A 17339-nucleotide genomic window follows, 5' to 3' on the forward strand; every position below is an offset into this window, starting at 1 on the left:
CGATGACCCCCTCAAAGACGGTCGTATTTCATCCGTCGGCCCAGGGACAGCGACAGGTCCCTGAGGGAGAGTTCCGCCACGAGCGGCTTCAGGATCACCTCATCAGCACCCGTTCCCGGGTCTGAATCGTGACTGCCCCATTGCGGACACGGGGCCTACTCTTTATACGATGGTCCAACTGCCCTGACATAGGGGTGAATTGATATTACGTCAGAAGATCGGCACGGCCGGTCCGGCAGCCTGTGCAGGCTTGGCAGCGACCGTCGCGGGGGCGGGCGCGTTCGTTGGACTTCTCGGCGCCGGGCCGGCGGTCGCGGAGTCGGTTTCGGTTACTCTGCGGTATTCCTGCACGTTCCCGCTCATCGGCCCCGCCCCGGTCGCGATGACAATCACCTCGGAAATCCCGCAGGTCACGGTCGGCGTACCCACCGACCGATTCGTCGTCCATGCTTCGGCGCCGGTGAACGCCGTTGAGGCGACGCTGATGAGGCGGCTGATCGGTATCAAGACCGTCGAGGGCACGGTGGACGCGAGCGGCGTGGTGAACGCGCCTCAGGGGCCGATCCCGGCCGGGATGACGTTCGTGGTTCCCAGGACGACCGTCCCCGCATCCGGCGGCTTCGAGATCACGGCGAGCGGTGCCCTGCCATCAGAAACCTTCAGCCGGTCGGGCAACGCGAGCGTCCGTGTCGGCGATGTCACCATGCACCTCACCGTGCGGGACGCGAGCGGCAGTCCGACATGGCCGAACACGTTCACCTCGCCCTGCACGCTGGAAGCCGGGCAGAAAAACACCGTGGCGTCCTTCGCCATCACGGCGCCTCCGCCGCTGCCCGGCCCCACCCCCGTACCGCCGAACCCCCACCCCACCACGCCGACGCCCGGCCCGAAACCCATCACTGCATCACCCGCGCCCGACCCCACCGGCACGACGCCGAATCCCAGCCCCACCACGGCAACGCCCAGCCCCAGCCCCACCACAACGCCCACCCCCAGCCCCACTCCCACTCCCTCCACCACCCACCCCAGTCCGCCGGAGCCCCACCGGCAGAGCATGTATCTGCCCTTGGTAGTCGGCGTGCCGCTGATCGCGAGCGCTCTGATCGTGGGCGGCGTCTACTGGATCAACAAGCGCCGCAGGCACCGGGCCACACCCGGGTGACTACGGCCGCGAAAATAAAGGCCCTTGACAGCAACCTGGGCCTCCCGATCCAACGAGGACGCGCAGCGGCTATCCGCCATCTTGTGAAGTCCACCACCCACCAGGAGATCAGGCATGTCGCAAACGAGAATGATGGCACGGGCTGTTGGCACCGCAGTCACCACGGCGGCGCTGATGGTCGGCACGGCCGTCGCGTTCTCCTCCGCCGCACAAGCGGCTGGTTCAGGGCACTACTACATCGAGATCGGCGGCACCGGCGCCACGAACCCCACGCCTGACTGCCCGACCACTACTACCTCCTACGTCGAGGCGAACAAGACTCTTCCGCCCGGCTCCTCCGCGCTCCCGGTGTGCTACCCGGCCACCGCCGGCCCGTTCGTCGGCCCTAGCGGGTCGCTCATCGACCTCGGCACCCTGCAATTCCGCCCCGACGCCCTCATCGCACCGAACTACGACTCCAGCGTGCAACAGGGCTACCAGGCGGCGTTGAAGGCGGCGGAGGACACCTACAGCTCCCACCCGGACGCACGCATCACGATCACCGGCTACTCCCAGGGCGCACAGGTCGCGGACGACGTGCTCCAGACAATCACGGGCGGTGGCACCAGCATTCCGCTCTCGCAGGTCGACGGCATGCTCTACGCCGACCCGATGCAGCCTGGCACCGGCTTGACGGCCCAGATCCCGAAGGGATGGGGCGTGCCCGGGTTAACTTCCCCGGGCGCCGGGCCGACCGAGTTCAACGGCGTTCCGGTCACGCGGTACTGCATCCACGGCGACCCGGTGTGCGACGCGTCGCTCTTGAACGCGCCCGGCTACTTCAAGCTGCACCCGCTCTACCCGCAGCCTGGCAACGTCATAGCCCAGACCCTCACCGACGACGGCAAGGACGGGATCCAGTGGAGGGAACCTGCGGGAACCCCCGCGTAGGGCTCCTGACAGAAGCGGAGCAGCGGCTGCAGCGGACCGCCACCACGGCCCCTTCCACGAGCGCCATCGTGCTCATCACCCACCTCGCACGCGCCGTCCACTGCCGTGTCGACCCGAATCAGCTCGGCATCGAGCGGTCGCCGAGCAAGAAGCGGGTGTACAGGTCGGTGCAGGCGACGTGCAGGTAGCCCTTGGCTTCCTTCTTCCCCGCGAGAGTGCGGCAGGCCCCACCTTGAGCGGGGTCTCGTCCGCGCAGATGGCGAACGCGAGCGTGATCAGGGCGCGGATCGCGACGTCGCACGCCTGAAGCGCCCGCGCCGCACGTCCCGGCAGAGAGTGGACGAACCCGGTGGAGGAGGTAGATCGGCGCCTCCCCTGTATGCACCTACGAGTACACCTGCGGTGCAGTTGGGAACAAAGCACGCATGGCGTAGTCTGCGTGCTCGCCGTCCGGCTCCGACCTCATAACTGCCCTCTCGCGCAAGAGGGCCGCTTATAGGGCCTGCCGCCAGACCACTCATCTACGGAGTGGAACCGCGGCTACTCGGCTTCGGCAAGCCCCTCCAACAGGGCGTGGATGGTTTCGGCGTCGGCCCGCGGCGGGATCGGGATGGTGTGTTCCGGGTTCACCTCGACCATGGCAACAGCGTCGGCGTCAGCCGGGAGCAGGCCGAGGAACCAGACGATGGTGTCGGCCCAGAACTCCGGGTCCCCATCGCCGAGGATCAGGTTGCTGTGGTCGTAGTAGCTGACCGTACGGGTCATACCCTCCAGGTCCAGCTGAAAGTCGAGGTAGTCCTCGCCGGAGACCGGGGCATGGTGCGCGAAGATCTCGGCCTGCGGCCAGCGCTCCCCCAGCCGAACTGCGAACTGCTCCACCGTCAGCGGCCATGTCCGGGGCTTGGGGGCGGCGACGAAGATGGTGGTCATCATCGGGGCTTCTCCTGCGGCCCCATCGCGGTGGCCCTAGCCGGCCGGGCGGACCGCCCTGCTGGCCCTGGTCATGGCCCTGCCCGACCCGCCCGCTGCCACGCCACGAGTACACGGGGTCGAGGAGTTCGCCCTGCGCAAGGGCCACCACAACCGCCCGCCGACCGCACCGTCCGCGAGGTGGCGCTGGTATCCGCTGTACCGCCGCAGGGACAGCGCTCCGCAGTCGGGACACGGCACCAGCTCCGACTCCGGTGTTCTAGTGCCCCGGCACGTAACACCCCGCCCTCGGAGCTTACTTACTCCACGAGCACCCCGCCCAGGTGCGGTAACACAGTCTTCAGCAGCTCCTCACACGCGGCGAGTATCACGTCGCCCATGACGGAGCCTCACCGGCACACAGAAGCGTGATCGGCTTCACGGAATCTTGACAGAGCCAGAATTCAGGCGTCGCCGAGAGAATCTTTTCAGCGACCTGCGAAGTGCGGACCTAGAGACCACCAACAGCATCCAGAGAGCGGATCAGAACCATATGTGGTGGCCACCGTCAGTCCGGCGACGCGAGGCCAGAAGCACCGCCAAGCGTCCGAGCCAACAGCCGCCAACAGCCGCCACTCTTGTCGAATACCCACGAGAGCGTCGGACCACGGACAGCGCTGCCGCCATGGGCCAAGGAGCCAGTCGTCCTCGTCGGGATCTGAGCAGGACTGCACCCCCGCTGCACGGCTGTCCGCCGCTTGTCCACCGGAGACCCGCGATGCGAGGCGGATCCAGCCACCCCGAAACTCAAAGGACCAGTTCAGAGGCTTAAAGCTGGATTCTCGTCACAGAAGCGACACCTCTGACCTACGCATTACGATGCACAGACCGCACGTGCCCGATTCGCCCGGATCCCAAGGTCAACGAAAGAGAGAAACCCCAGGCCAAAGGCACGGCCTAGGGTTCACCATGGAGCCGCTTTCGGGATTCGAACCCGAGACCTACGCATTACGAGTGCGTTGCTCTGGCCATCTGAGCTAAAGCGGCGTGTCGTACGCACTTATGGTGCGATCAGCGACGGCGGTAAGTCTACACAGTTTCGGAGGTGCTTCGTACACGCCCCGGAGGAGGGGCCTCCGGGGCGTGCGGCGAGGCTATGAGCAGCGCTTTCCGTTGGCCGGCGGGGTTCCCTTCAGCAGGTACGCGTTGATCGCGGAGTCGATGCAGGTGCTGCCCCGGCCGTAGGCGGTGTGGCCGTCACCGTCGTAGGTGAGCAGGCGGGCCGAGGTGAGCTGGCGGGAGAGGGACTGCGCCCAGGAGTACGGCGTCGCCGGGTCGCGGGTGGTGCCCACGACGACGATCGGTCCTGCGCCCCTGGCCTCGATGCGGTGCTGCCCGCCGGTGGCCCGCACCGGCCAGTACGCGCAGCTCAGGGCCGCCCAGGCCAGGCCCCTGCCGAAGACGGGGGACGCCTTCTCGAAGACCGGGAGGTCCTTTTCGACCTGCTCGGGTGTGTCGAAGGCGGGCGGGAGGTCGAGGCAGTTCACGGCCGCGTTGGCGAACATCAGGTTCGTGTAGCGGCCGTCGCCGTCCCGTTCGTAGTAGCTGTCCGCGAGTGCGAGCAGACCGGCGCCGTCGCGTTTCTTCATCGCCGAGGTGAGTGCCTCGCGCAGTTGCGGCCAGGCCGCCTCGTCGTACATCGCCGCGATCACCCCGGTGGTGGCCAGCGCCTCGCCGAGGGTCCGGCCGTCGGCGTCGCCGGCCGGAATGGGGTGCTCGTCGAGCTTGCGGAAGAACGCCTGTAGGTGGTCGCCGACCTGCGCCGTGGTGGTGCCCTTGGCGCCGAGCGGGCAGTCGGTCTGCCGCACGCACTCCTTGGCGAACGCCTGGAACGCCGTCTCGAAGCCCGCCGTCTGCTGCAGGTTCAGCCGGCGCGCGGACAGCGACGGGTCCATGGCGCCGTCCAGGACCAGGCGGCCCGCCCGCTGCGGGAACAGCCCGGCGTACGTCGCCCCGAGGAACGTCCCGTACGACGCGCCCACGTAGTTCAGCTTCTGGTCCCCGAGCGCGGCGCGCAGGATGTCCATGTCCCGGGCGGCCTCCACCGTGGAGACATGGCGCAGCAGTTGCGGAGAGCGGCCCCCGCAGCCCTCCGCGAACTTCTTGAACTGCCCGACCAGTGCTTCCGTCTCCGCGACGTCGTCCGGTGTGACGTCGGCCTGCGTGTACGTGTCCATCTGCCGCCCGTCCAGGCATTCGACGGGCTCGCTGCGGGCGACGCCGCGCGGATCCATCGCCACCATGTCGTAGCGGGCGCGGACCTCGGCCGGGTAGCCGATCCCCGCGTACCGCTGCAGGTAGTCGACCGCGGAGCCGCCCGGGCCGCCCGGGTTGACGAGGAGCGAGCCGAGCGGCTTGTTCTTGCCGGTGGTATTGCTGGTGGTCCTGCCGGTGGTCTGCTTGCGGGCGACGGCGAGTCGTACGTCGCCCGAGCCCGGGTCGGCGTAGTCGCGCGGCGCCTTCAGCGTCGCGCACTGGAAGCCCTCGACGCCGCAGTTGCGCCAGGCGAGTTTCTGCCCGTAGTACGGCGCGAGCGCGGGAGGTGTCGTACTGGGCAGCGGGGCCAGCGCCGCCTCTGCCAGGTCGCTGGTCGCCGTCACCGAGCTGCCGGCGGAGCACGCGGCGACGAGCACCACGGTGGTGAGGGCGGTGGCCATGGCGCGGGCCACGGGGTTGGTCTGGCGGGGGGTTCGCCTGATGTGCATCAGGCGAGCGTAACGCTGAGCGACCGGATGGACGCTGTGCGTGGCCTTCGTGGCTCTTTCGGGTGACGGGGTCAACGGCATGTCCGACACGCCGGGCCCCGGTCGGCGCCGCGGTCAGCCCGCTCTCAGTGCCATCGTCATCGCCTCCACCGCGAGCAGCGGCGCCACGTTGCCCTCCAGTGCTTCCCGGCACGCCGAGATCGCCTCGATACGGCGCAGGGTGGACTCCGGTGAACCGGCCCGCGCGAGCCGCTCCAGATCCTGCTCGGCATCGGTGTTGGCCAAGGCCACGCGGGAGCCGAGTTGCAGGGCGAGGACGTCGCGGTAGAAGCCGGTGAGGTCGCCCAGCGCGACGTCGAGGCTGTCGCGCTGCGTCCGGGTTCTGCGGCGCTTCTGCATGTCCTCCAGGTCCTTCATCACGCCGGCCGTGCCACGCGGCAGGCGTCCGCCCTGGGCCGCGCCCAGCGCCGCCTTCAGCTCCTCCGTCTCCTTGCCGTCCATCTCCTCGGCGAGCTGTCTGGCGTCGTCGGTCGCCGCGTCGACCAGTTGCTGGGCCGCCCTGAGACAGCTCCCGACCTCGTCGAGACGCAGCGGCAGCTTGAGCACGGAGGCCCGGCGCTCCCGTGCGGCCGGGTCGGTGGCCAGGCGGCGGGCCCGCTCGACATGCCCCTGGGTGGCGCGGGCCGCGGCGGCGGCGGCATCGGGCTCGATGCCCTCGCGCCGGACGAGCATGTCCGCGACTGCGTCCACCGGCGGCGTGCGCAGGCTGAGGTGCCGGCAGCGGGAACGGATGGTGGGCAGCACGTCCTCGATCGAGGGCGCGCACAGCAGCCACACCGTGCGCGGGGCGGGTTCCTCCACGGCCTTGAGGACGGCGTTGGCGGACTTCTCGTTCAACCGCTCGGCGTCCTCGACGAGGATCACCTGCCAGCGGCCGTTCGCCGGGGACGTGAACGACTTGCGGACCGTGTCCCGCATGTCCTTGACCAGGATCTCGGTGCCGACCGCCGCGACCGTGGAGACATCCGCGTGGGTGCCGAGCAGCGCCGTGTGGCAGCCGTCGCAGAATCCGCAGCCGGGGGCCCCGCCCAGGGCCCGGTCGGGGCTCACGCACTGCAGAGCCGCGGCGAAGGCGCGCGCCGCCTGGTTGCGGCCCGCGCCGGGCGGGCCCGTGAACAGCCATGCGTGGGTCATCCTGGACGCCTCCGGCGGCGGCGCGTCCGCGGCGGCGGCGGTGACGAGGGCGTCGGCGTCCCGGGCAGCCGCGGTGAGCAGTTCGCTCACCTTCTCCTGCCCGACGAGGTCGTCCCACACGGTCATGGGTCACGCCGCCCTTCCGTCACGTTGCACGTTCACATCGCGTGTTCGCAGTAAGTGCTCGCAGTAGGTACTCGCAGTAAGTACTCGCACTGTGTCTTCACGGTCCGTGCCCACGGTGCGTGGTCACGGTCCACGCACCATGGTCACAGTCCGCGAACCACGGTCCGCGTTCACGTCGTACGGTCCGGAATCCATTGTGCGGGCGCCCACTGACAACGGGGCGTCGGTCGTCTCCGGTGAGCCGGCCGGGCGCAAGGGACGTGCGTCCCCCGCCCCGCCCCGGCACCCGGCACCCGGCACCCGGCACCCGGACACGATCAGCCGCGCCGCCCCCGGCCCCGCCCGTCCCGGCTCTCGTGCTCCTCGTCGTCGTACCCGCCGAGCAGTTCGTCCGCCAGTGTCGGCAGGTCGTCCAACGGCGTCTCCTCGGCCCAGTCGGGCCGCGGGCGCCGTCGCACCGCACCGTCGGCGTCCACGTCGACCTGCGGCATCTCGCGCGTACGGTCCTCGGAGCGGTCGGCCGCCGGCCGCTCGTCCCGGAAGAAGCCCTGCGGCACCCGGTCCGCCGGGTCACCGGCCGGTACGGGCGGCAGCACGGCCGTCTCCTCCGCCGCACCCGGCGGGACCGGCGGCTGCGGCAGCTGCGTCGTCACCTCGGACGCGGACTCCGGCCCGCGGGCGGGCCCGGCCTCGGCGTCCCGTTCCTCACGCACCGGCCGCAGTACGGCCGTCTCGTCGGCGCCCGGAGTCACCATGGGCGTCTCCACGGTCGTGGCCTCCGGTGTCACCCCGGGTGCCGTCGGCCGCGGTGCCACCGGCTGCTGGGCCACCGCGTCGGCCGCGACCGCCGCGTCGGCGGCCTGGCGCCTGGCCTCCTCGGCCCGCATCAGCGCCTCTTCGGCCTTGCGCTGCTTCTCCCGGCGCCGCGCCTCTTCCTCGGCGCGCAGCCTGGCCTCCTCCTCGGCCTGCTTGCGCCGCCGCTCCTCCTCGGCCTTGCGGCGGGCCTCCTCCTCGGCCCGGATCTTCTCCTCGGCGAGCAGCCGCTGCCGCTCCTCCTCCGCCCGGCGCCTGGCCTCCTCCGCCCGCTGCCGGGCCTCCTCGGCCTGCCGTTCCGCCTCGCGCCGCTGCGCCTCCTCCAGCTCGCGCTGCTTGCGCTCCTCCTCCTCGGCGCGCAGCCGGGCCAGCTGCTCCTGGCGCTCACGCTCCAGGCGCTCCTCCTCGGCCTTGCGGGCGGCCTCTTCCTCGGCCTTGCGGCGGGCCTCCTCCTCGGCGGCCTTGCGGGCCTCCTCCTGGGCCTTGATCTCGGCCTCGGACAGCGGCAGCACGGTGTCGAGACGGTGCCGGATGACGGTGGTGACGGCCTCGGGTTCCTGGCCCGCGTCCACGACCAGGTAACGGCCCGGGTCGGCGGCGGCCAGCGTCAGGAAACCGGCCCGCACGCGCGCGTGGAACTCCGCGGGCTCCGACTCCAGCCGGTCCGGGGCCTCCGTGAACCGCTCGCGGGCGGCCTCCGGGGACACGTCCAGCAGCACGGTCAGATGCGGGACCAGGCCGTTGGTCGCCCAGCGGTTGATCCGCGCGATCTCGGTCGGGGACAGATCGCGGCCCGCCCCCTGGTAGGCCACCGAGGAGTCGATGTACCGGTCGGAGATGACGACGGCGCCCCGCTCCAGCGCGGGCCGCACGACCGTGTCGACGTGCTCGGCGCGGTCGGCCGCGTACAGCAGTGCCTCCGTGCGGTGGGACAGCCCGGCCGACGACACGTCCAGCAGGATCGACCGCAGCCGCTTGCCCACGGGCGTGGCCCCCGGTTCGTGGGTGAGGACGACCTCGTGCCCCTTGGCCCGGATCCACTCGGCGAGCGCCTCGGCCTGGGTGGACTTCCCGGCGCCGTCGCCGCCCTCCAGGGCGATGAAGAAGCCGCTCGTGGCGGGGGCCTGCGCCGGGTCGTCCCCGCCGAGCAGCGCGTCGCGCAGGTCGTGCCGCAGCGGCACGCCGGACCGGTCGTCGACCTTGGCCAGCACCAGCGCGGCCACCGGCAGCAGCAGCGCCCCCACCAGCATCAGCGTGAAGGCGGCGCCGCCGTGCTCGAACACGAACTTGCCGTTGGCCAGGCGGTGCGGTCCGATGAGCGCCGCCACCAGGGGCGCGATCAGCGCGCCGAACGCGACGCAGACCCGGACGACAGCGTGCAGGTGCTCGGTCGTGCGTGCCCGGCGGTGGTCCTCGGCCTCCTGGTCGAGCAGCGTGTGCCCGGTGTTGGCGGCGGCCCCCGCGCCGATCCCGGCCAGCGCACCGATCAGCACCACACTGGTGACGTCCGGGACCAGCCCGGCGGCGAGCAGGGCCACACCGGTGAAGGCGATGGCCAGGGCCAGCAGCCGGCGGCGGGAGAGCGACGGCAGGACGGCCGGGGCGGTACGGATGCCGACGACGACCCCGCCGGCCAGGGCGAGCACCAGCAGGCCGTAGAGCACCGGGCCGCCGCCCAGTTCCGCGGCGTGCAGCACCGACACGGCGACGGCGGCGGAGATCGCCCCGGCAACGGCCGCGCAGGCCGCCACCAGCAGCGGGATGACGCCCGTGCGGCCCTTGTCCACGCCGGAGCCGGTCCGGGGGCGGCGCAGTCCTTCGAGCGGAGATCGCGCGCGCGGGGTGCGCACGTCGGGCAGCTCCAGGAAGGCGACCACGGAGAGGGACGCGGCGAACAGCCCGGCCGCCACGTACGAGCCGAGCGCCACCTGGTGCTGGTCGAACCAGTCGAGGCCGGTGCCGAGCAGGTTGTTCAGGAGCGCCGCGGCGACCAGTACGGCCGCGGCCAGCGGGATCGCCGCGAAGCTCGTACGCAGTGACAGGCGGCGCAGGGCGTCCATGTGGTCCGGCAGCGGCCGGACCGTCGCGCCCTCCGGCGGCGGGGCGGGCAGCAGCGCGGGGGCCGCGCTCTCCCGGCAGACGGTCCAGAGGCGCTCGGCGACCCCCGTGACGAAGGCCGTCACCAGGATCATGGTGAGCGCGTTGGCCGGCGTCCAGTCGATCCACAGCGGGGCGACGATCAGCAGCGCGGCCCGCAGGCCGTCGGCGCCGACCATGGTCCAGCGGCGGTCGAGCGCGCCTCCCTGGGAGGTGAGGGAGGTGAGCGGACCGAGGAGGACGGCGCCGAAGAGGAACGTCGCGACGACACGCGCGGCGAAGACGGCCGCCACCGCGAACGCCACGCCCCGGTACCCACCGCCGAACGAGCCTTCGGTGACTGCCGTTTGGAGGGCGAGGACCACCAGCACCAGGAGTGCGAGGACGTCCCCGACTCCGCCGACCTGCTGTGCGCTCCACAGGCGTTTCAGCTCGGGCTGGCGCAGCAGGGAGCGGACGGCGCGCTCGCGGGAATCCGCCACGAGTGCGTCGTCGGGGTTCGTGCTGTGGGCCGTTGGCTGCTCGGCTCGCGTCATGCGTTCAGCCTATCGGCAGCCACCGACAGCGGATGGCGCGCGTCCGGACATGTACACGCCCCGACATCAAAGTGATGCCTGGGCGCGCCCTTTGCGAAGTCGATGCGCCTGGTGTGCGAGTGCATTCGGTACGGAGATACGGGTCGGTCCACCGGTGGTGGCCGTCCGGGGCCCACGGATCGCCGTCCGGATCCCGACACGTCGCCCGCTCGACGCCCCCGGTGGTCCAAGCCCGGTCCAAGCCCCACGGGGGGACGGCGGCTCCGGCCCGACGCGGGACGGCGGCTCCGACGACCCGGATGCGGCGCAGTTCGCCGACTCCGGCGATCCGGTCTGCACGGATCACGCCGCCCGCAGTGCAAACCGGCCTGCAATCCGCACTGCAACCCACCGACCCACGCCGCCCGGGGTTCGTCGCCGCCCCGGACACGCCGCCATCCCGGACTCTCGCCGCCTCGGACTCTCGCCGCCCCTTGGGCTGTCAGTCCTCCGTGGCCGCCTTCGAGGCCGTCGCCTTCTTCGCGGTGGTCTTCTTGGCCGTGGTCTTCTTCGCGGCGGTGGTCGTCTTCTTCGCCGCCGTCTTCTTGGCGGCGGTCTTCTTCGCCGGGGCGGCCTTCTTCGCGGTCGCCTTCTTCGCCGTCTTCTTGGCGGGCCCCTTCGCCCGCTTCTCGGCGAGCAGTTCGAAACCACGCTCCGGAGTGATCGCCTCGACGCTGTCATCGGAGCGCAGGGTCGCGTTGGTCTCCCCGTCGGTGACGTACGGCCCGAAGCGGCCGTCCTTGACGACCACCGGCTTGCCGCTGACCGGGTCGGCGCCCAGTTCCTTCAGCGGAGGCTTGGCGGCGGCCCGGCCACGCTGCTTGGGCTGGGCGTAGATCGCCTCCGCCTCCTCCAGCGTGATGGTGAAGAGCTGGTCCTCGGCCTGGAGCGAACGCGAGTCCGTGCCCTTCTTCAGGTACGGCCCGTAGCGCCCGTTCTGCGCGGTGATCTCCACGCCGTCCGCGTCCTTGCCGACGACGCGCGGCAGCGACATCAGGCGCAGCGCCTCCTCCAGCGTCACCGTGTCCAGGGACATCGACTTGAAGAGGGAGGCGGTGCGCGCCTTGACGGCGTTCTTGCCCGTCTTCGGGGTGCCTTCGGGCAGGACCTCCGTGACGTACGGGCCGTAGCGGCCGCCCTTGGCGACGATCGGGCGGCCGGTCTCCGGGTCGGTGCCCAGGGGGCGCTCGCCGCTCGGCTTGGCGAGGAATTCCTCGGCCAGGTCGACGTTCAGCTCGTCGGGGGCCAGGTCCTGCGGGATGTCGGCACGCTGGTGCTGCTCGGTGTCCTTCTCGCCGCGCTCGATGTACGGGCCGTAGCGGCCGACGCGCAGCACGATGTCGTTGCCCACGGGGAACGACGACACCTCGCGCGCGTCGATCGCGCCCAGGTCGGTCACCAGTTCCTTGAGGCCGCCGAGGTGGTCGCCGTCGCCGTTGCCGGCCTCGGCGGCGCCGCCAGGGCCACCCGCTGCGAAGCCGCCGTCGGGCGTCGTCTCACCGAAGTAGAAGCGCTTCAGCCACGGCACGGACTGTGCCTCGCCGCGGGCGATGCGGTCGAGGTCGTCCTCCATCTTCGCGGTGAAGTCGTAGTCGACGAGCCGGCCGAAGTGCTTCTCCAGGAGGTTCACCACGGCGAAGGACAGGAAGGACGGCACCAGGGCCGTGCCCTTCTTGAACACGTAGCCGCGGTCGAGGATCGTGCCGATGATCGACGCGTAGGTCGACGGACGGCCGATCTCCCGCTCCTCCAGCTCCTTGACCAGGCTGGCCTCGGTGTAACGGGCCGGGGGCTTGGTGGAGTGCCCGTCGACCGTGATCTCCTCGGCGCTGAGGGCGTCGCCCTGCGCGACCTGCGGCAGCCGGCGCTCGCGGTCGTCCAGCTCGGCGTTCGGGTCGTCGGCTCCCTCGACGTACGCCTTGAGGAATCCGTGGAAGGTGATGGTCTTGCCGGACGCACTGAACTCGACGTCCCGTCCGTCGGCGGCCGTGCCACCGATCCGCACGGTGACGCTGTTGCCGGTCGCGTCCTTCATCTGGGAGGCGACCGTCCGCTTCCAGATCAGTTCGTACAGCCTGAACTGGTCGCCGGCCAGGCCGGTCTCGGCAGGCGTGCGGAACCGATCCCCCGAGGGGCGGATCGCCTCGTGCGCCTCCTGCGCGTTCTTGACCTTCCCGGCGTACGTACGCGGCTGGGTCGGCAGGTAGTTCGCCCCGTACAGCTGCGTGACCTGGGTGCGAGCGGCGTTGATGGCGGTCTCGCTCAGCGTCGTGGAGTCCGTACGCATGTACGTGATGTAGCCGTTCTCGTACAGCTTCTGCGCGATCTGCATCGTCGCCTTCGCACCGAAGCCGAGTTTGCGGCTCGCCTCCTGCTGGAGCGTCGTCGTACGGAACGGGGCGTACGGCGAGCGGCGGTACGGCTTGGACTCCACGGACCGCACCGAGAACCGGGTGTTCTCCAGAGCGGCGGCGAGGGCGCGGGCGTTCGTCTCGTCGAGGTGGAGGGTGTTCGCGCTCTTGAGTTGTCCCAGGGAGTCGAAGTCGCGGCCCTGCGCGACCCGCCTTCCGTCGACGCTCTGCAGGCGGGCGACGAGCGACGACGGATCCGACGGATCCCCCGCGCGGCCGGTCGCGAAGGTGCCCGTCAGGTCCCAGTACTCAGCAGAACGAAACGCGATGCGCTCGCGTTCCCGCTCCACCACGAGCCGGGTGGCGACGGACTGGACACGGCCGGCCGACAGGCGCGGCATGACCTTCTTCCACAGGACCGGCGAGACCTCGTAGCCGTAGAGGCGGTCGAGGATGCGGCGGGTCTCCTGGGCGTCGACGAGTCGCTGGTTGAGCTGGCGCGGATTGGCGACGGCCGCGCGGATGGCGTCCTTGGTGATCTCGTGGAAGACCATCCGCTTGACCGGGATCTTCGGCTTGAGCACCTCCTGGAGGTGCCAGGCGATGGCCTCGCCCTCCCGGTCCTCATCGGTGGCGAGGAAGAGTTCGTCGGAGTCCTTCAGCAGGTCCTTGAGCTTCTTGACCTGCGCCTTTTTGTCAGCGTTGATCACGTAGATGGGCTGGAAGTCGTGCTCGACGTCCACGCCGAGGCGGCGCACCTCGCCGGTGTACTTGTCCGGCACCTCCGCGGCGCCGTTGGGGAGGTCGCGGATGTGCCCGACGCTCGCTTCGACTACGTAGCCGGGGCCGAGGTAGCCCTTGATCGTCTTCGCCTTGGCAGGCGACTCGACGATGACGAGTCGGCGGCCGCCCTGTGCGGTCTCGCTGGTCGGGGACAACTTCGCTCTTCTCTCCGGTCGACGCTGGGGCCTCCCCAGGTCTTCGTCCTGGGGGTGGGTGGTGGTGACGCTGCGGAGTGTGACGGTACATCCCGCCCCCGTGTCAAACGGGAAAAGCCCGCAACGGCCACTCGAACGGTAACCCGACTACCGCCATTCCTGCCGCCCGGACTGCCGGGCGACCCACGCGGCCCTTTTCGGAGGGTAACGCTCCCCTTACGCACGGGACAGCGTGCGTACCGCCTTCAGATGCGGGTGAAGCAGTACGCCGCGAGGCCCAGCGCGATCACCGAGACGAGGCCGGCGAGGGTCGCCGATGCGACCTGACTCACACCGTGGGCGACCTGCTCACGATGGTGCAGCCGCATGCCTGTCCATACCAGCAAAGCGCCCCCGAACAGGGCGAACACCGCTCCCGCGAAGATCGCTGGTCCGCTCTCCATGGTTCCTTGCGCCCCTTTCCCTCCGTTCGTGCGTATCCAGCGCCCGGAGACTGGCACGCGCGAGCGGCGGGTGGGCGAATCCGAAGTGAACGCGGGGCCGACAGACCACGCAAGTGACTCCGGACACCTTCCGCTTTCGATCCGGCCGCCCGCACCTTTCCGGCCGATTTCCGCCACGCACGGCTCACGGGCCGTTCCGTACCGCGACCGCACACCGCGGGGCTGCGGCGCGACCACCCACCGCGGGACTGCGCCGACCACGACCGGAAACCGGCCAGGCGCGGGCACCAGGCACGGACGACGGGTGCGCGACATGGCCGGGGGCGCGGCATGGCCGGGGGCGCGGCCCGGGGGCGCGGCGCGAGGCGGGCTGCCGGGCACCGCGCACGGTCGGGTGCACGGTACGGCCAGGAGCACGGTCGGGTGCACGGGACGGCCAGGCGCGCGGTACGGCGGGGTGCGCGGCAGAGTCAGGCGCCCGGCACGGCCAGGGGCGCGGCATGGGCGGGCTCCCCGGAACACGTCCGGCTCGACACCCCGAGCGCGCCCCGGCCGGCGCGAGGCGCCGTCACCGCCCCGTCACCCGGCCGGTTCGAGGAACCCCTGTTCCACGAGCAGGCGGATCTGTGCCGGCGTGCGGTCACGCAGCACCACCGGGTCCTCGCCCACGAGTTGGGCGATGGCGTCCAGGATGCGGCCGGCGCTCAGCGTGCCGTCGCACACGCCCGCGAAGCCCGCGCCGACGGTGTCCACCATGGTGGCGCGGCGCATCCCCCGGTTCTGGCGCAGCACGACATGCTCCGGGTCCTCGGCGCCGGGCAGTCCGACCTGCTCCTGGACGACTTCGGCGACCAGCCGGAAGTGGCCGTCGAGCAGCGCCGCGTCATCGTGTTCCCGGAGATAGTCGAGACGGTCGAAGCGCGCCCGGACCACCTCACCGAGCGGCTGTTCGATCGGATGCGGCCATTCCTCCACGGTGACGGAGGGCTCGGCGGCATCCGTCCTGCGCAGCGTGATCCAGCCGAAGCCCACCGCCTTGACCTTGCGCGCCTCGAACTCGTCGAGCCAGGCGTCGTACCGCGCCTGGTACTCCCCGGTGTCCCCGCGGTGGTCACCGGCGTCCCTGAGCCACAGCTCGGCGTACTGCGTGACGTCCTGCACCTCGCGCTGCACGACCCAGGCGTCGCACCCGCGCGGTACCCATGACCTGATCCTGTCCTGCCAGTCCTCCCCTTCCACGTGCTGCCAGTTGGCGAGGAACTGCGCGAACCCGCCCTCGTTCAGTCGTTCCCCCGCCTGCTGAACGAGCGAGCGGCACAGATCGTCCCCGCCCATCCCGCCGTCCCGGTAGGTCAGCCGAGTGACCGCAGGGGCATCGCGGGGCGCTTCGGCCGAGGGGGACGACGGGAGCCGGGTGGGAGAGATCACGAAGGGCGGGTTCGAGACGATCAGGTCGTACGTCTCCCCGTCCTCGACCGGCTCGAACAGCGACCCTTCGCGCAGGTCAGCGGCCGGTGCGCCGGACAGGGCGAGGGTCAGCGCGGTGAAGTGCAGGGCGCGCGGGTTGACGTCGGTCGCCGTCACGCGCGTGGCGTGCTGAGCGGCGTGCAGTGCCTGGATCCCGGACCCGGTGCCGAGGTCGAGCGCGGCGGCGACGGGCGTGCGGACGGTGATGCCGGCGAGGGTGGTGGAGGCGCCGCCGACACCGAGCACGACCCCTTCGTTCCGGTTCCCGATGCCGCCCGCGCCGCCGACCGCACAGCCGAGGTCGGACACGATGAACCAGTCCTCACCGGCCGGACCGCCGTACGGCCGTACGTCCACGCCGGCGGCGATCTCGTCACCGCCCGTGCGCACCAGCCAGCCGCTCTCCAGGCACTCCGGGACGGGCAGTACGTCGGCCACGCGCGCGTACCCGACGGGTTGCTGCAACAGGAACAGCCGTACGAGCGTCTCCAGCGGGGTGTCCCCGCGGGTCGCCCGGAGCGCGGGCACGGTCTCGCTGCGGGCGAGCGCCGCGTAGGCCGGGGCGCCGAGCAGTTCGAGCAGTCCGTCGGCGGTGAAGGAGGCACCGAGCAGTGCCTCGCGCAGCCGGGCGGCGACGTCGGGACGGTCGGCGGACGGCAGGGTGGTCAAGGAAGGAAAAGGGGGCACAGTGGCGTTGCTCACGCTTCCCATTGTGTCCGTAGGCATGGTCTCCGTACGCGCGGGCGGGGCCCATGCCCGCGCTGTGTCCGCGCATGCGGGTGGCGCACGCACCCGCGCACCCCCGGCGTCGGCCTCGCCACCCCGCGCTCAGCCCGCCTTCGACGAACCGGACGAGGACGAAGAAGAAGACGACGACGACGAAGATGAAGGCGACGAAGACGACGGCGCGGACTCCGACGAGGACGGCGAAGACTGCGAGGACGCCGACTTGCAGCTCTCCTGCCCGGCCATGGCCTTGCCCACGTCGCCCTCCTCCAGGTTCTTGAGCGCGTCGCTGCCGGTCTTGCTCAGCTCGGCCAGATCCGTCGCGATGTTCTTGAGGCCGTCGGCGAACTTCGCCTGGTTCTTCGTGTCCAGCTTGTCGACCTGCTTCGTCAGGGAGGCGTACTGCGCCGAAAGGGCGCTCAGCTCCTTGACGGCGTCCTGCTGCTTCTTCTCGCCGTTGTCGACGTCGGGCGCACCGGCCGAGTTCACGGCGACGCTGATCGCCTGGTAGGCGTCCGACATGTCCTGGAATGCCTGCGCGTCGGTCTTCTGGACGTCCGCGGGCGCGCTGTTGTCCGAGGTCTGCTGCTGGATCGCGGTGTTGGCGGCCGCGATCTTCTTGGCCTGCGGCTGCACCGCGTCACAGACCTGCTTGGCCCAGCCGTTCAGCTTGTCGTTGCTGCCGCCGCTGCATCCCGTCAGCCCCAGCACCAGTACCGCACCGCCGGACAGCGCGGCCGCGAGCTTCTTGTTCACCGGTTCGGTCCCTTCCATGCTTTCGGCCCACGGACCCTACACGGCAGACCGTTCACCTCCATGCCCCGAACGACCATTAAGTAGCTT

General features: G+C 70.9%; 10 protein-coding genes and 1 tRNA gene. 2 read left to right on the plus strand and 9 right to left on the minus strand.

Going from position 1 to position 17339, the window contains the following annotated elements; genetic code table 11:
- Positions 1-250 precede the first annotated feature (250 nt).
- Both ACFC09_RS07570 and ACFC09_RS07575 read left to right on the plus strand, forming a co-directional pair.
- Complete coding sequence (locus ACFC09_RS07570; protein WP_376524759.1) at positions 251-1162, plus strand: DUF6801 domain-containing protein; 912 nt, start codon at positions 251-253, stop codon at positions 1160-1162.
- 114 nt (positions 1163-1276) lie between these two features.
- Entirely contained in the window at positions 1277-2092 is an 816-nt protein-coding gene (locus ACFC09_RS07575) for a cutinase family protein (RefSeq protein ID WP_376524761.1), read from the plus strand.
- A 540-nt stretch (positions 2093-2632) separates the two neighbouring features.
- Here the strand turns inward: ACFC09_RS07575 and ACFC09_RS07580 are convergent.
- The 9 genes from ACFC09_RS07580 to ACFC09_RS07620 form a co-directional block, all read right to left on the minus strand.
- A complete protein-coding gene (locus ACFC09_RS07580) occupies positions 2633-3025 on the minus strand; it encodes a hypothetical protein (protein WP_376524762.1) in 393 nt (130 codons plus the stop codon).
- A gap of 946 nt (positions 3026-3971) precedes the next feature.
- Positions 3972-4048: transfer RNA gene (locus ACFC09_RS07585), tRNA-Thr, on the minus strand.
- A 107-nt stretch (positions 4049-4155) separates the two neighbouring features.
- Positions 4156-5766 carry an alpha/beta hydrolase gene (locus ACFC09_RS07590; RefSeq protein WP_376524764.1) on the minus strand — a complete coding sequence of 537 codons (1611 nt, stop codon included), beginning with the start codon at positions 5764-5766 and terminating at the stop codon, positions 4156-4158.
- 114 nt (positions 5767-5880) lie between these two features.
- The gene (locus tag ACFC09_RS07595) at positions 5881-7086 is read right to left on the minus strand and encodes a DNA polymerase III subunit delta' (RefSeq protein ID WP_376524765.1); all 1206 of its coding nucleotides are present in this window, start codon (positions 7084-7086) and stop codon (positions 5881-5883) included.
- 317 nt (positions 7087-7403) lie between these two features.
- Positions 7404-10532 (minus strand): dTMP kinase, encoded by a 3129-nt coding sequence (tmk, locus tag ACFC09_RS07600; RefSeq protein ID WP_376524767.1) that lies wholly within the window; start codon positions 10530-10532, stop codon positions 7404-7406.
- A gap of 481 nt (positions 10533-11013) precedes the next feature.
- Positions 11014-13860: a type I DNA topoisomerase gene (topA, locus tag ACFC09_RS07605; protein WP_376524769.1), complete on the minus strand. Its 2847-nt coding sequence runs from the start codon at positions 13858-13860 to the stop codon at positions 11014-11016.
- Positions 13861-14105: 245 nt separating this feature from the next.
- Positions 14106-14303: a hypothetical protein gene (locus ACFC09_RS07610; RefSeq protein WP_376524771.1), complete on the minus strand. Its 198-nt coding sequence runs from the start codon at positions 14301-14303 to the stop codon at positions 14106-14108.
- Between the two features lie 579 nt (positions 14304-14882).
- The gene (locus ACFC09_RS07615) at positions 14883-16481 is read right to left on the minus strand and encodes a methyltransferase (RefSeq protein WP_376525029.1); all 1599 of its coding nucleotides are present in this window, start codon (positions 16479-16481) and stop codon (positions 14883-14885) included.
- Between the two features lie 117 nt (positions 16482-16598).
- Positions 16599-17270, minus strand: a complete 672-nt coding sequence (locus ACFC09_RS07620; RefSeq protein WP_376524773.1) for a small secreted protein — start codon at positions 17268-17270, stop codon at positions 16599-16601.
- Between the last annotated feature and the right edge of the window lie 69 nt (positions 17271-17339).

This window comes from Streptomyces sp. NPDC056161, from assembly GCF_042268025.1.
Taxonomy (GTDB): Bacteria; Actinomycetota; Actinomycetes; order Streptomycetales; family Streptomycetaceae; genus Streptomyces.

What these genes read in the sequence shown, in the direction of transcription:
- ACFC09_RS07580 (WP_376524762.1), bottom strand. Translation starts at nt 3,025, where the DNA reads ATGATGACCACCATCTTCGTCGCCGCCCCCAAGCCCCGGACATGGCCG.
- ACFC09_RS07620 (WP_376524773.1), bottom strand. Translation starts at nt 17,270, where the DNA reads ATGGAAGGGACCGAACCGGTGAACAAGAAGCTCGCGGCCGCGCTGTCC.
- ACFC09_RS07590 (WP_376524764.1), bottom strand. Translation starts at nt 5,766, where the DNA reads ATGCACATCAGGCGAACCCCCCGCCAGACCAACCCCGTGGCCCGCGCC.
- ACFC09_RS07575 (WP_376524761.1), top strand. Translation starts at nt 1,277, where the DNA reads ATGTCGCAAACGAGAATGATGGCACGGGCTGTTGGCACCGCAGTCACC.
- tmk (WP_376524767.1), bottom strand. Translation starts at nt 10,532, where the DNA reads ATGACGCGAGCCGAGCAGCCAACGGCCCACAGCACGAACCCCGACGAC.
- ACFC09_RS07595 (WP_376524765.1), bottom strand. Translation starts at nt 7,086, where the DNA reads ATGACCGTGTGGGACGACCTCGTCGGGCAGGAGAAGGTGAGCGAACTG.
- ACFC09_RS07615 (WP_376525029.1), bottom strand. Translation starts at nt 16,481, where the DNA reads ATGGGAAGCGTGAGCAACGCCACTGTGCCCCCTTTTCCTTCCTTGACC.
- ACFC09_RS07610 (WP_376524771.1), bottom strand. Translation starts at nt 14,303, where the DNA reads ATGGAGAGCGGACCAGCGATCTTCGCGGGAGCGGTGTTCGCCCTGTTC.